The organism is Streptomyces sp. NPDC059866, assembly GCF_042731325.1.
GTDB classification, from domain to species: domain Bacteria; phylum Actinomycetota; class Actinomycetes; order Streptomycetales; family Streptomycetaceae; genus Streptomyces; species Streptomyces flavusporus.
Genome location: NZ_JBHWJT010000001.1, coordinates 402949 through 415723 on the forward strand (window position 1 = coordinate 402949; position 12775 = coordinate 415723).

Consider the following 12775-nt stretch of genomic DNA (forward strand, 5'->3'; position numbering starts at 1 on the left):
TACAGAGGCGTGGATGCAGAGGCTAGGGTGGCCAACGTAGAGCACTCGCGGGAGCCCGGACGCACCGGGCTGAGAGGGAGGCTGGCGGCCTCCGACCGTACGAACCTGATCCGGGTCATGCCGGCGAAGGGAGGGGCGCAGCGCCCGTGTCGTCATCCACACGTACGTCAGACGTCCTCGTCATCGGGGGCGGAATCATCGGTCTGGTCACGGCCTGGCGGGCCGCGCAACGCGGCTTCGCGACCGCCGTCGTGGACCCCGAACCCGGCGGCGGGGCCGCCCAGGTGGCGGCGGGCATGCTGGCCGCCGTCACGGAACTGCACTACGGCGAGCAGACCCTGCTCGGCCTGAACCTGGCCTCGGCCCGCCGCTATCCGGACTTCGCGGCCGAGCTCACCGACCTCACCGGCCACGACCTCGGCTACCGCCGGTGCGGCACGCTCGCCGTCGCCCTGGACGCCGACGACCGCGCCCATCTGCGGGAACTGCACGCCCTGCAACGGCAGTCGGGCCTGGACTCCGAGTGGCTGTCCGGGCGGGACTGCCGGCGCCTGGAGCCGATGCTCGCACCCGGTGTGCGGGGCGGGCTGCGGGTCGACGGCGACCACCAGATCGACCCGCGGCGGCTCACGGGGGCGCTGGTGGCCGCGTGCGAGCGGGCGGGCGTGGTCTTCCACCGGGAGTGGGCGGAAAGGCTCGTGGTCGTACGGGACCGGGCCGCGGGGGTCGTCACACGCGCGGGCACCGAGCTGGCCGCCGGGCAGGTGGTCCTGGCCGCGGGGAGCCTCAGCGGGCGGCTCGCGGGTGTCCCGAACGCCGTCCTGCCTCCGGTACGGCCCGTGAAGGGGCAGGTGCTGCGGCTGACCGTGCCGCAGCGGTACGCGCCGTTCCTGAGCCGGACCGTGCGCGCGGTCGTCCGCGGCAGCCATGTCTATCTGGTGCCGCGCGAGAGCGGCGAGCTGGTCGTCGGGGCGACCAGTGAGGAGCTCGGCTGGGACACGACGGTCACGGCCGGGGGCGTGTACCAGCTGCTGCGGGACGCGCACGAGCTGGTGCCCGGCCTCACCGAGCTGCCGCTGACCGAGACGCGGGCCGGACTGCGCCCCGGCTCGCCCGACAACGCGCCCCTGCTCGGACCGACCGGGCTGGACGGACTGCTGCTGGCCACCGGGCACTACCGCAACGGCGTCCTGCTGACTCCCGTCACCGGCGACGTCATGGCGCATCTGCTCACCACCGGCGAACTCCCGGACGTGGCCCGCCCCTTCACCCCGAAACGCTTCAGCGCAGTACTCACGGAGCAGCCCGCATGAACATCCATGGAGCAGCCGGCATGACCATCTCCGTCAACGGCGAGCCGCGCGAGGTCGAGCCCGGCACGGCTCTCGACGTCCTGGTGAAGACCCTCACGGCAGCCCCCTCCGGAGTGGCCGCCGCCCTCAACGAAACCGTCGTCCCGCGCGCGCAGTGGCCGACCACACCCCTCTCCGAGGGGGACCGTGTCGAAGTCCTCACCGCCGTCCAAGGAGGCTGACCCATGGCCGACGATCCCTTTGTCCTGGGTGGTACGACCTTCACGTCCCGGCTGATCATGGGCACCGGGGGTGCGCCCAGCCTCGACGTGCTGGAGCGGGCGCTGGTGGCTTCCGGAACGGAGCTGACCACGGTGGCCATGCGGCGGGTGAATCCCGATGTGCACGGGTCCGTGCTGTCGGTGCTGGACCGGCTGGGGATTCGGGTGCTGCCGAACACCGCGGGGTGTTTCACCGCGGGTGAGGCCGTGCTCACGGCCCGGCTGGCGCGGGAGGCGCTCGGGACGGAGCTGGTCAAGCTGGAGGTCATCGCCGACGAGCGGACGCTGCTGCCGGATCCGATCGAGCTGCTGGAGGCGGCGGAGACGCTGGTGGACGACGGGTTCATGGTGCTGCCGTACACGAACGACGATCCCGTGCTGGCGCGGAAGCTTCAGGACGTGGGCTGTGCCGCGATCATGCCGCTGGGATCGCCGATCGGGTCGGGGCTCGGGATTCGCAATCCGCACAACTTCCAGTTGATCGTGGAGCACGCGCGTGTGCCGGTGATTCTGGATGCGGGGGCCGGTACGGCGTCGGACGCGGCGTTCGCGATGGAGCTGGGGTGCGCGGGTGTGATGCTCGCCTCGGCCGTGACGCGGGCGCAGGAGCCGGTGCTGATGGCGGACGCCATGCGGCATGCCGTGGAGGCGGGGCGGCTGGCGTTCCGGGCGGGGCGGATTCCACGACGGCACTTCGCGGAGGCGTCCTCTCCTGTGGAGGGGATCGCTGCGCTGGATCCTGAGCGGCCCGCGTTCTAGGTTCGTGGGTTGCGTCACAGGTGCGCTTCAAGTGGGCCCGCAACAGGGCTGAACGGGGGCGGCGTGTCGGTGGCGGCTCGTACACTCGCCTGCGTGGACACGACCCTTCAGGACCCTCTCGTCGGGCAGTTGCTCGACGGCCGTTATCGCGTCGACGCGAGGATCGCGGTCGGCGGGATGGCCACGGTCTACCGGGCCGTGGACACCCGCCTGGACCGCGTCCTCGCGCTCAAGGTGATGCATCCGACGCTCGCGACGGACGGCACGTTCGTCGAGCGGTTCATCCGCGAGGCCAAGTCGGTCGCCCGGCTCGCCCACCCCAACGTCGTCCAGGTGTTCGACCAGGGCGCCGACGGGTCGTACGTCTACCTGGCCATGGAGTACGTCTCCGGCTGCACCCTGCGTGATGTGCTGCGCGAGCGCGGGGCGCTGCAGCCGCGGGCCGCGCTGGACATCCTGGAGCCGGTCCTCGCCGCGCTCGGCGCCGCGCACCGCGCCGGGTTCGTGCACCGCGACATGAAGCCGGAGAACGTCCTGATAGGGGACGACGGCCGGGTCAAGGTCGCCGACTTCGGGCTGGTCCGGGCGGTGGACACGGTCACCAGCACCACCGGCTCCGTCCTCGGCACGGTGTCCTACCTCGCACCGGAGCAGATCGAGCAGGGCAGCGCCGACCCCCGTGTCGACGTGTACGCGTGCGGTGTCGTGCTGTACGAGATGCTGACCGGCACCAAGCCGCACTCCGGGGACTCCCCCGCCCAGGTGCTGTACAAGCACATCCACGAGGACGTCCCGCCGCCCTCGGCCGCCGTGCCGGGCCTGGCGTACGAGCTGGACGAGCTGGTCGCCTCGGCGACATCGCGCACCCCGGACGTCCGCCCGCACGACGCGGTGGCGCTGCTCGCCCGGGTCCGCGAGGCGCGCGGCGCACTCGGCGCGGACCAGCTCGACGCGATGCCGCCGCAGGCGCTCACCGCGGAACACGACAACGCCGACGACCGTACGAGCGTGATCCCGCGCGCACTGACCGCGCTGCGGCAGCTGCCCGTCAACGAGGACGAGGCGCCCCCGCTCAACCGGACCAGCCGGCTGCAGGCCCCGCCGGCTCCGGCTCCGCGGCGCTCGGCCCCGCCCCGGCGCACGCTGTTCACGATCATCGCCGCCGTCCTGCTGGTGCTCGGCGTCGGCACGGGCGTCTGGTACATCAATTCCGGCCAGTTCACCAAGGTCCCGCCGCTGCTGGCGAAGACCGAGGCCGAGGCCAAGGACCGGCTCGCGGACGCCGGGCTCGAGGCCGGGCAGATCGAGCACGCCTACAGCGACACCGTGAAGCGCGGCACGGTCATCAGCACCGACCCGGCGCCGGGCGTCCGGATCCGGCACAACGACTCCGTCGCACTCACCATCTCCGACGGCCCGGAGACGGTGAAGGTGCCCGATCTGGCGGGGTACCGGCTGGACAAGGCACGCGACCTGCTGGAGGACAGCGGGCTGGAGCCGGGCATGGTGACCCGGGAGTTCAGCGACGACGTCACCAAGGGGTTCGTGATCGGCTCGGACCCGCAGACGGGCACTCAGACCCGCGCGGGCACGGCGATCGCGCTCACCGTCAGCAAGGGCAGCCCGGTGGACGTCCCGGACGTCACCGGCCGCGACCTGGACGACGCCCGGAGCGAGCTCCAGGAGGCCGGCCTCAAGGTGCGTATCGCGTCCCAGCGGGTCAACTCGGAGTACGACGCGGGCCAGGTCGCCCGGCAGTCGCCGCAGGCCGACGGCCGGGCCGCCGAGGGCGACACGGTGACGCTGACGCTGTCCAAGGGCCCGGAGATGGTCGAGGTTCCGGACGTGGTCGGTGACAGCGTCGACGAGGCCAGGCAGCAGCTGGAGGACGCCGGCTTCCAGGTCGACGAGGACCGCGGTCTGCTCGGGCTGTTCGGCGACGAGGTGAAGGGCCAGTCGGTGGAGGGCGGCGACACGGCTCCCAAGGGGTCGACGATCACCATCGAGATCGGCTGACGGGGCACACGCGGGGACATGACACCCTGAACGCGTGAAGAGTCAACACCCCTCCCGCAATCCCGTCGGCGGTCACGTCCCCGTCGCCGGCGGTCTGCACTCCGTAGGCCTGACGTACGCCCACGACCTCAAGGCCGAGACCGTGCAGGTCTTCGTCGCCAACCCGCGCGGCTGGGCCACGCCCGTCGGGAACCCGGCGCAGGACGAGGCGTTCCGGGAGGTGTGCGCGACGGAGTCGATACCGGCCTATGTGCATGCGCCGTACCTGATCAACTTCGGCTCGCACACCGAGGCCACCGTGGAGAGGTCGGTGGAGTCGCTGCGGCACTCACTGCGGCGTGGACGGGAGATCGGCGCACGGGGTGTGGTCGTGCACACCGGGAGCGCGACCGGTGGCCGGGACCGCTCGGTGGCCCTGAAGCAGGTACGGGAGTACCTGCTGCCGCTGCTGGACGAGCTCACCCATGACGACGATCCGTACCTGCTGCTGGAGTCCACGGCGGGACAGGGTGCCTCGCTGTGTTCGCGCACCTGGGACTTCGGGCCGTACTTCGAGGCCCTGGACGCCCATCCGAAGCTGGGGGTCTGTCTCGACACCTGCCATGTCTTCGCCGCCGGACACGACCTGACCGGCCCGAACGGCATGCACCAGACGCTGGACCTGCTGGTGGACACGGTCGGCGAGGGCCGGCTGAAACTGATCCATGCCAACGACTCCAAGGACGTGGTGGGCGCACACAAGGACCGGCACGAGAACATCGGCGCCGGACACATCGGCGAGGACCCGTTCCGGGCGCTGATGACCCACCCCGCCACCGAGGGCGTACCGCTGATCATCGAGACACCCGGCGGCAAGGAAGGGCACGCGGCGGACGTGGCCCGGCTGAAGGGGCTCAGGGACGACGGCTGACGCCGAATGTCACAACTCGGGGCCGTCCCCGGGCTCCTCCTGGTAGGAGTAGCGCTGTTCCTTCCAGGGGTCGCCGATGTTGTGGTAGCCGCGCTCCTCCCAGAAGCCACGGCGGTCGGCGGTCATGTACTCCACACCGCGGACCCACTTGGGGCCCTTCCAGGCGTACAGGTGCGGGACGATGAGCCGCAGCGGGAAGCCGTGCTCCGCGGTCAGCAGTTCGCCATCCTTGTGGGTGGCGAAAATCGTGCGCTCGGACGCGAAGTCCGACAGGCGCAGATTGGAGCTGAAGCCGTACTCCGCCCACACCATCACATGGGTGACATTCGGGGCGGGTGGGGCGATCTCCAGGATGGTCCGCGCGGGGATTCCACCCCACTCCGCGCCGAGCATGCTGAACTTCGTGACGCAGTGCAGATCGGCCACTACGGTGGTGTAGGGCAGGGCCGTGAACTCGTCGTGGTTCCAGCAGTGCTTCTCACCGTCGGCGGTGGCGCCGAAGACCCTGAACTCCCAGCGTTCGGGCCGGAACTTGGGCACCGGCCCATAGTGCGTGACCGGCCAGCCGCGCTGCACTCGCTGCCCCGGCGGAAGCTCGCACTGTGCTGCTTCTCCAGATTCGCGCCCCACCGGATGACCCATGGCTCCATCCTGACAGACCCGGCGCAGTGCACTTGACCAGGCCGGTCCAGAATCGGGCAACCCGCACTAAGTGTGTACTTACTTACTAAGTCACCACTTACTGGACGATCTTCGACACCCGGTGCAATCATGCGGCGGCAACCTCCCATTCCCCACGCGGAAGGAGCCGCTGCCATGCAGGGCGACCCCGAGGTCATCGAGTTTCTCAACGAGCAGCTCACCGGCGAGCTGACCGCGATCAACCAGTACTTCCTGCACGCGAAGATGCAGGAGAACCTCGGCTGGTACAAGCTCGCGAAGTACACCCGGAGCGAGTCGTTCGACGAGATGAAGCACGCCGAGATGCTCACCGACCGGATCCTGTTCCTGGAGGGACTGCCCAACTACCAGCGGCTGTTCCACGTACGGGTGGGGCAGACCGTCAAGGAGATGTTCGAGGCGGACCGGCAGGTCGAGGTGGAGGCGATGGACCGGCTCAAGCGCGGTATCGAGGTGATGCGCAACAAGGGCGACATCACGTCCGCGAACATCTTCGAGTCGATCCTCGCGGACGAGGAACACCACATCGACTATCTCGACACCCAGCTGGATCTGGTGGAGAAGCTCGGTGAGGCGCTGTACATCTCGCAGCTGGTCGAGCAGCCGGACAGCTGAGCGACCGCCCGAAGGCTACGCGGCCTCGTCCAGGCCTGCGACCTCGGACAGTACCGGCTTGCCCTGGTCGGCCAGCTCCCGGCGCGGGCACGCGCCCCTGCCGAGGAGCGCCTGGATCCGGCGTACGCACGAGCCGCAGTCGGTGCCCGCCTTGCAGGCCGACGCTATCTGGCGTGGGGTGCAGGCGCCGTTCTCCGCGTGCTGCTTGACCTGCTGCTCGGTGATGCCGAAGCAACTGCAGACGAACACGCGGTCCACCTCCCGCCGGGATCAAAGGGTCGTGCCGTAACCGATGGAGCACGGGCCCGCTTGATCGGTGAGGCAAACCTAACCTTACCCGTCACGGGGGTGCCGTAAAAGTGGGAGGGGGCGCGGATCGTATGTGATCCGCGCCCCACCACACCGTCCGTAACAGGTCGACAACAGGTCGGCCGCTACTGGTCCCGGTACATCTCCGCGACGAGGAACGCCAGGTCCAGCGACTGGCTGCGGTTCAGCCGCGGGTCGCAGGCCGTCTCGTAGCGCTGGTGCAGATCGTCGACGAAGATCTCGTCGCCGCCGCCCACGCACTCGGTGACGTCGTCGCCGGTCAGCTCCACGTGGATGCCGCCCGGGTGGGTGCCCAGCGCCTTGTGGACCTCGAAGAAGCCCTTGACCTCGTCGAGCACGTCGTCGAAGCGGCGGGTCTTGTGACCGGAGGCCGCCTCGAAGGTGTTGCCGTGCATCGGGTCGGTCACCCAGGCCACGGTCGCGCCGGACGCGGTGACCTTCTCGACCAGCTCGGGCAGCTTGTCGCGGACCTTGTCGGCGCCCATGCGGACGATGAAGGTCAGCCGGCCGGGCTCCCGCTCGGGGTCGAGGCGGTCGATGTACTGCAGTGCCTCCTCCGCCGTCGTCGTCGGGCCGAGCTTGACGCCGATCGGGTTGCGGATCTTCGACGCGAACTCGATGTGCGCGCCGTCCAGCTGGCGGGTGCGCTCACCGATCCACACCATGTGCCCGGAGACGTCGTACAGCTGCCCCGTACGTGAATCGACCCTGGTCAGCGCGGACTCGTAGTCGAGCAGCAGCGCCTCGTGCGAGGAGTAGAACTCGACGGTCTTGAACTCCTCCGGGTCGGCCCCGCAGGCGTGCATGAAGTTCAGCGCCTGGTCGATCTCGCGCGCCAGCTGCTCGTAGCGCTGCCCGGACGGGGACGACTTCACGAAGTCCTGGTTCCAGGCGTGCACCTGGCGCAGGTCGGCGTAGCCGCCGGTGGTGAAGGCGCGCACCAGGTTCAGCGTGGAGGCGGACGCGTGGTACATCCGCTTCAGCCGCTCGGGGTCCGGGACGCGGGCCGCCTCCGTGAAGTCGAAGCCGTTGACGGAGTCGCCGCGGTAGGACGGCAGCGTCACGCCGTCACGGGTCTCGGTCGGCTTGGAGCGCGGCTTGGAGTACTGGCCGGCGATCCGGCCCACCTTCACGACGGGCACGGACGCGGCGTACGTCAGCACCGCGCCCATCTGGAGCAGGGTCTTGAGCTTGTTGCGGATCTGGTCCGCGGACACCGCGTCGAAGGCCTCGGCGCAGTCGCCGCCCTGGAGGAGGAACGCCTCTCCCTTGGCGACGGCCGCCATCCGGGCGCGCAGCTGGTCGCACTCGCCCGCGAAGACGAGCGGCGGATACGACTCGAGGTCCGCGATCACTGCGCGCAGAGCCTCGGCGTCGGGGTACTCGGGCTGCTGCGCCGCGGGCAGGTTTCGCCAGGTGTTGCCAGCGCTCGCGCTGGTCTTAGCGTTCACGGTCACGACGTCAACATTACGGGGTGATGTCCGGCTTCCGGCCCGGTGCCCAGCAAATGAGACACCAGTTACGGTCTGCGGACATGGGGTAGGGTGCGACTCATGTTCGCGCACTCGCACCAGACCTGGTGGTGGACCGCTTCTCCGGCGGCCCGCTGACTGCGCGTACCCAAGACTTCGCGAAGGCCGCCCGAGGGGCGGCCTTCGGTGTTTTCCCGACCGGGCCGCTCCTCTCTCAGAGACCCTCAGAGAAGGAGCTCCCGTGAACCTGCTCGAACTGCTCGACGATCCCCGCCCCTTCGCCCTGCTCCGCCGCCGCGCTCCCGGCCACGACCACGACGTGGTGGAGCTGCTGCTCGGCCCGGTCAGGACGTACGACCGGCTCGCCGACCTCCCCGACGAGGGCCTGGCCCTGGTGCCCTTCCGTCAGATCCGCGAGCGTGGCTTCGACGTCCGCGACGACGGCACGCCGCTGGTGGCGCTGACGCCGGAGGAGACGTACGAGATCCCGCTCGCCGAGGCCCTGACCCGGCTCCCCGCGCACGAGGTGCGGGTCGAGGGCGGCGGGTTCGACGTCGGCGACGAGGAGTACGCGGAGATCGTCGGGCGGGTGCTGCGGGAGGAGATCGGGCGGGGGGAAGGCGCGAACTTCGTGATCCGGCGGACGTACGGGGGCCGGATCCCGGGGTTCGGCAGGGCCGATGCCCTCGCTCTCTTCCGGCGGCTCCTCGAGGGCGAGCGGGGCGCGTACTGGACGTTCGTCGTGCACACCGGGGACCGGACGCTGGTCGGCGCCAGCCCCGAGGTGCACGTACGGATGTCCGGCGGCACGGTCGTGATGAACCCGATCAGCGGGACGTACCGCTATCCCGCCGAAGGGCCGACGCCCGAGCACCTGCTCGGCTTCCTCGCCGACGGCAAGGAGACCGAGGAGCTGTCGATGGTCGTCGACGAGGAGCTGAAGATGATGTGCACCGTCGGCGACATGGGCGGGGTCGTCGTCGGGCCGCGGCTGAAGGAGATGGCGCACCTCGCGCACACCGAGTACGAGCTGCGCGGGCGGTCGTCGCTGGATGTGCGGGAGGTGCTGAAGGAGACCATGTTCGCGGCGACCGTGACCGGCTCACCCGTGCAGAACGCCTGCCGGGTCATCGAGCGGCACGAGACCGGCGGGCGGGGTTACTACGCCGGTGCGCTGGCGCTGACCGGGCGAGACGCCGGGGGTGCCCAGACCCTCGACTCCCCCATCCTCATCCGCACCGCCGACATCGACACGGACGGGCGGCTGCGGGTGCCGGTCGGCGCGACGCTGGTACGGGGCTCGGACCCGGCGGGCGAGGTCGCGGAGACGCACGCGAAGGCGGCGGGCGTGCTGGCGGCTCTGGGGGTACGGCCGTCCAGGCCGCGCGAGGAGCGGGCGCGGCCCCGGCTGGCCGACGACCCTCGGGTGCGGGCGGCGCTGGACGGGCGGCGGGCCGCGCTCGCGCCCTTCTGGCTGCGGATGCAGAAGAGGTCGGACGCCCTGGCGGGCCACGCGCTGGTCGTCGACGGCGAGGACACCTTCACGGCGATGCTCGCGCATGTGCTGCGGTCGTCGGGGCTCACGGTCACCGTGCGGAGGTACGACGAGCCGGGGCTGCGGGATGCCGTGCTCGCGCACGAGGGGCCGCTCGTGCTCGGCCCCGGGCCCGGTGACCCGTCCGACCTGGCCGATCCCAAGATGCGGTTCCTCCGGGATCTCACCGCCGAGGTGTTGCGGGGGCAGCGGCACGGTGTGCTCGGCGTGTGCCTGGGGCACGAGCTGATCGCGGCCGAGCTGGGCCTGGAGATCGTACGGAAGGACGTGCCGTACCAGGGGGCGCAGACGACGATCGACCTGTTCGGGCGGGCCGAGACCGTCGGCTTCTACAACAGCTTCGTGGCGCGCTGCGACGACGAGGCGGCCGGGGAGCTGGCCGCGCACGGCGTCGAGCTCAGCCGGAGCGCGACCGGCGAGGTGCACGCGCTGCGCGGGCCCTCCTTCGCCGGGGTGCAGTTCCACCCGGAGTCGGTGCTGACGCTGAACGGCGCCGCGGTCGTGGCGGAGCTGGTCGGTCAGCTGCGCGGCACCAGCACGTTCTCGGAGCGGCGGCCCGCCGTGTAGTCGAGGACGTTGCGCACCGTCGTCTCGACGATCTGGCCGACCGCCTCCTGCGTGTAGTACGCCTGGTGGGAGGTGACCAGGACGTTCGGGAAGGTGACGAGGCGGGCCAGGGTGTCGTCCTCGATGGCCTCCAGGGACTTGTCGAGGAAGAACAGGCCCGCCTCCGCCTCGTACACGTCGAGGCCGACCCCCGTGAAGCGGCCTGCGCGCAGTTCACGTACGAGGGCGGCGGTGTCGATGAGGCCGCCGCGGCTGGAGTTCACCAGGATCACGTCGTTCTTCATCGTCTTCAGGGCGTCCGCGTCGATGAGGTGCTGGGTCTCCGGCATGAGGGGGACGTGCAGGGTGACCAGGTCGGACTCGGCGAGCAGTTGTTCCTTGGCTACGTACCGCATGCCGAGCTGCATGCACGTGGGGTTCTCGGCGATGTCCCAGCCGAGCAGCCGCATGCCGAAGCCGTGCGCGATCCGGGCGAACGCCTCGCCGATCTTGCCGGTGCCGAGGACGCCCGCGGTGCGGCCGTGCATGTCGCGGCCCATCAGGCCGTCGAGACGGAAGTCGAAGTCGCGGGTGCGGGTGGAGGCGCGGACGATACGGCGGTTGACCGCCATGGCGAGGGTCCAGGCGAACTCGGCGACCGCGTACGGGGAGTAGTACGAGACACGGGCGACCGTCATGCCGAGGCGTTCGGCGACGGTGAGGTCGATGTTGTTGAAGCCGGTGGAACGCTGGGCGATCATGCGGGTTCCGGCGGCGGCGAGGGCCTCCAGGATGCGCGGGCCGAGATCGGCGTTGACGCTGGTGGAGATCACCTCGTGGCCGGCCGCGATGGGGACGGTGTCCTCGTTGAGGAAGACGTCCAGGCAGCGGACCTCGTGATGGGCCTGGAAGGCCTGCTCGATCAGGGGCTTCTCGTCGGCCTGTACGCCGAAGGCCAGGATCTCCACGGGTGCCCTCCGGGGGGGTCACCGGAATTGTTGCCGTACGAGGCGAATATACGGGGCTGTGGGTGGGCGTGCTCGGACGACCCTGCGTCCGGGCCGTGCCGTCGCGCACGGCGGGCCGGACGGTGGCGAATGTGCCGGCGTTGCGCTCCAGCAGCACGCGCAGCCCCGGTTCGTTCCACCATCCGGCCATAGCGCCTCCCCCACCGTTCCCGTTCCTTCCAGCGCGGCCTGGGAGTTGACGAGCTGTCAGCCGGAGAACGCCCCGCAAGTCAGCCGAAGAACACCCCGACCTCCTCGTACAGCTTCAGGTCGACCGTCTTCAGCCGGGCCGTGGCCTCGGCGATCGGGACGCGGACGATGTCCGTGCCGCGCAGGGCGACCATCGTGCCGAAGTCGCCGTCGCGGACGCAGTCGATGGCGTGCAGTCCGAAGCGGGTGGCGAGCCAGCGGTCGAAGGCGCTGGGGGTGCCGCCGCGCTGGACGTGCCCGAGGACCGTGGTGCGGGCCTCCTTGCCGGTGCGTTTCTCGATCTCCTTGGCCAGCCACTCGCCGACGCCGGACAGCCGCACATGCCCGAAGGAGTCGAGGGACTCGTCCTTGAGCACCATGTCGCCGTCCTTCGGCACGGCCCCTTCCGCGACGACCACGATGGGCGCGTACGACGCCTTGAAGCGGGAGGTCACCCAGGCGCACACCTGGTCGACGTCGAAGCGCTGTTCGGGGATGAGGATGACGTTGGCGCCGCCGGCCAGTCCCGAGTGGATCGCTATCCAGCCGGTGTGACGGCCCATCACCTCGACGACCAGGACGCGCATATGGGACTCGGCGGTGGTGTGCAGCCGGTCGATGGCCTCGGTCGCGATGCCGACCGCCGTGTCGAAGCCGAAGGTGTAGTCCGTGGCGGACAGGTCGTTGTCTATCGTCTTCGGGACCCCGACGCAGGGCACGCCGTACTCGTCGGACAGCCGCGCGGCGACGCCCAGGGTGTCCTCGCCGCCGATCGTGATGAGCGCGTCGACCTCCTGCTTGGCGAGGTTCTCCTTGATCCGGGCGATACCGCCCTCGTGCTGGAACGGATTGGTGCGCGAGGAGCCGAGGATGGTGCCGCCGCGGGGCAGGATGCCGCGCACGGCCGGGATGCCGAGGCGAATGAGGTCACCGTCGAGCGGACCGCGCCAGCCGTCCCGGAAGCCTACGAAGTCATAGCCGTACTCCTGCACGCCCTTGCGGACGATGGCCCGGATGACGGCGTTGAGCCCGGGGCAGTCGCCGCCTCCGGTCAGTACTCCGACCCGCATGGAATTGTCCCTTCGCCGCGGTGGTCGTATGCCCTGCGAGCACGCTAATGGT

At 70.3% G+C, this 12775-nt stretch carries 13 protein-coding genes and 1 riboswitch; of the genes, 8 read left to right on the forward strand and 5 right to left on the reverse strand.

Translation table 11 applies throughout. The annotated features are described in order from the left end of the window. Positions 1–37: 37 nt before the first annotated feature. Positions 38–150, forward strand: a riboswitch (TPP riboswitch). From thiO to ACFV7R_RS01885, 5 genes are all read left to right on the forward strand, one after another. After that, on the forward strand, positions 147–1313 hold the full coding sequence (gene thiO / locus ACFV7R_RS01865) for a glycine oxidase ThiO (RefSeq protein WP_385258711.1): 1167 nt from the start codon (positions 147–149) through the stop codon (positions 1311–1313). Its footprint overlaps the riboswitch before it by 4 nt. Positions 1314–1333: 20 nt before the next feature. Beyond that, positions 1334–1534: a sulfur carrier protein ThiS gene (thiS, locus tag ACFV7R_RS01870; protein ID WP_385258713.1), complete on the forward strand. Its 201-nt coding sequence runs from the start codon at positions 1334–1336 to the stop codon at positions 1532–1534. A gap of 3 nt (positions 1535–1537) precedes the next feature. Continuing rightward, on the forward strand, positions 1538–2332 hold the full coding sequence (locus tag ACFV7R_RS01875; RefSeq protein ID WP_385258716.1) for a thiazole synthase: 795 nt from the start codon (positions 1538–1540) through the stop codon (positions 2330–2332). 93 nt (positions 2333–2425) lie between these two features. After that, the gene (pknB, locus tag ACFV7R_RS01880; protein ID WP_385258717.1) at positions 2426–4348 is read left to right on the forward strand and encodes a Stk1 family PASTA domain-containing Ser/Thr kinase; all 1923 of its coding nucleotides are present in this window, start codon (positions 2426–2428) and stop codon (positions 4346–4348) included. A 34-nt stretch (positions 4349–4382) separates the two neighbouring features. Further along, entirely contained in the window at positions 4383–5258 is an 876-nt protein-coding gene (locus ACFV7R_RS01885; protein ID WP_385258719.1) for a deoxyribonuclease IV, read from the forward strand. A 9-nt stretch (positions 5259–5267) separates the two neighbouring features. Here ACFV7R_RS01885 and ACFV7R_RS01890 read toward each other — a convergent pair whose 3' ends face one another. Next, entirely contained in the window at positions 5268–5900 is a 633-nt protein-coding gene (locus tag ACFV7R_RS01890; protein ID WP_385258721.1) for a sulfite oxidase-like oxidoreductase, read from the reverse strand. A 174-nt stretch (positions 5901–6074) separates the two neighbouring features. Between ACFV7R_RS01890 and bfr the strand changes: the two genes are divergently transcribed. After that, entirely contained in the window at positions 6075–6554 is a 480-nt protein-coding gene (gene bfr, locus ACFV7R_RS01895) for a bacterioferritin (protein ID WP_129797434.1), read from the forward strand. Positions 6555–6569: 15 nt separating this feature from the next. Here bfr and ACFV7R_RS01900 read toward each other — a convergent pair whose 3' ends face one another. Then, positions 6570–6803, reverse strand: coding sequence for a bacterioferritin-associated ferredoxin (locus ACFV7R_RS01900; protein WP_206306777.1), 234 nt, complete (start codon positions 6801–6803; stop codon positions 6570–6572). 185 nt (positions 6804–6988) lie between these two features. Beyond that, positions 6989–8341 carry a class II 3-deoxy-7-phosphoheptulonate synthase gene (locus ACFV7R_RS01905; protein ID WP_385258724.1) on the reverse strand — a complete coding sequence of 451 codons (1353 nt, stop codon included), beginning with the start codon at positions 8339–8341 and terminating at the stop codon, positions 6989–6991. Between the two features lie 96 nt (positions 8342–8437). Between ACFV7R_RS01905 and ACFV7R_RS01910 the strand changes: the two genes are divergently transcribed. Next, positions 8438–8494, forward strand: coding sequence for a trp operon leader peptide (locus tag ACFV7R_RS01910; protein WP_385258902.1), 57 nt, complete (start codon positions 8438–8440; stop codon positions 8492–8494). A gap of 103 nt (positions 8495–8597) precedes the next feature. Continuing rightward, positions 8598–10478, forward strand: a complete 1881-nt coding sequence (locus ACFV7R_RS01915) for an anthranilate synthase family protein (protein WP_385258727.1) — start codon at positions 8598–8600, stop codon at positions 10476–10478. On the opposite strand, the gene ACFV7R_RS01920 is transcribed toward ACFV7R_RS01915, so the two are convergent. After that, positions 10430–11425, reverse strand: coding sequence for a 2-hydroxyacid dehydrogenase (locus ACFV7R_RS01920; RefSeq protein WP_385258730.1), 996 nt, complete (start codon positions 11423–11425; stop codon positions 10430–10432). The two genes, ACFV7R_RS01915 and ACFV7R_RS01920, sit on opposite strands and share 49 nt — an antisense overlap. Positions 11426–11694: 269 nt before the next feature. After that, the gene (locus ACFV7R_RS01925) at positions 11695–12723 is read right to left on the reverse strand and encodes a 6-phosphofructokinase (protein ID WP_385258733.1); all 1029 of its coding nucleotides are present in this window, start codon (positions 12721–12723) and stop codon (positions 11695–11697) included. Between the last annotated feature and the right edge of the window lie 52 nt (positions 12724–12775).